The organism is Edaphobacter lichenicola (assembly GCF_014201315.1).
Taxonomy (GTDB): Bacteria; Acidobacteriota; Terriglobia; order Terriglobales; family Acidobacteriaceae; genus Edaphobacter; species Edaphobacter lichenicola_B.
Map to the genome: position 1 here is coordinate 431,418 of NZ_JACHDY010000005.1, position 1,306 is coordinate 432,723.

At 64.7% G+C, this 1,306-nt stretch carries 1 protein-coding gene; it reads right to left on the reverse strand.

From position 1 onward, the window contains the following. A partial coding sequence (locus HDF09_RS17195; RefSeq protein WP_311719821.1) for an MBG domain-containing protein occupies nt 1-1,306 on the reverse strand: 1,306 nt, incomplete at both ends.

Consider the following 1,306-nt stretch of genomic DNA (forward strand, 5'->3'; position numbering starts at 1 on the left):
CAGTTGCGGAGGTGCTCTCTGAGAAGGTGAAGGTGTCGTTGTTCTGTGCGCCGGTTGCGGATGCGGAGAAGGTTGGGTTGGGGGCGCCGTAGGCTCGGGATGCGTTCGCGGCGGTGACGGTCAGTGTTGCCTGGCCGATGGTAAGCGTTCCGTTGACGTAGACGACATTGTAGTTCGCAATGTTCGTTCCTGTTGCGACAGGGATGATGGGATAGGTCCCAACGGGGGAGGAGTTTGTGGCGGGAGTGCTTTCGGTGAAGGTGAAGGTGTCGCCGCTGGCTGCGCCGGCTGCGGATGCGGAGAACGTCGGGTTTGCGGCACCGAAGGCGCGACTGGCGTCGGCTGCGGTGACGGTGAGTGTGGCCTGAGTGATGGTGAGGGTTCCATTGACGTAGACCACGTTGTAGTCGGAGAGATTGGCTCCGCTGGCGACGGGGACGATCGAGTAGGTTCCAGTTGGCGAAGAGGGTGTGGCAGAGGTGGTTTCGGTGAAGGTGAAGGTGTCGCTGTTCTGCGCGCCGCTGGCGGATGCGGAGAAGGTTGGGTTGGGGGCACCGTAAGCTCGGGTTGCGTTCGCGGCGGTGACGGTCAGGGTCACTTTGCCGATAGTTAAGGTTCCATTGGTGACGTTGACGGTGTAGTTCGACAGTGCGGTACCGGTTGGAGTAGGAACAATGGGGTAGGTTCCCGCGGGAGAGCTGGTTGTGGCGGTGGTTGAGAAGCTATCGGTAAAGGTGTCGCCGTTGACCGCGCCGGTGATGGTTCCGGTAAACGTCGGGTTAGCACTGCCGTAGGCGCGGGTGGCGTTGTTGGCGGTGACGGTGAGGACGGCGGGGGTGATGGTGATGTTGGCGGTGGCGGACTGGCTGGGGTAGTCGGTGGTGTCGGTGGGGGTGAAGGTGGCGATGACCGCGACGGCGGGGCCGACCTGGAGGACACCGGCGGGGCTGTAGGAGAAGCTACCGGCGATGGAGCTGGTGGCGGTGAGGGTGGGGGAGCCGAGGGCGGTGCCGTAGACCGCGGACTGGCTCTTCCAGGTGATGGTGTAGGAGCTGGTGGTGGCCTGGGTGATGGTGAGGGTTCCGGGGGCGAAGGCGAAGGTGTAGTTCTTGGCGGCGAGGGTGCCCAGGGTAGCGGTGATGGGGTAGGTGGTGCCGGCCTGGGAGGTGGGGGTGTCGGTGGCGGTGATGCTGGCGGAGCCGGTGACGGCTGAGGCCAGGGTGTCGCCGTTGACCAGGCCGGAGAGGGCGTCGGTGAAGGTGGGGTCAGGGGTGCCGTAGGCGCGGGTGGCGTTGTTGGCGGTGAC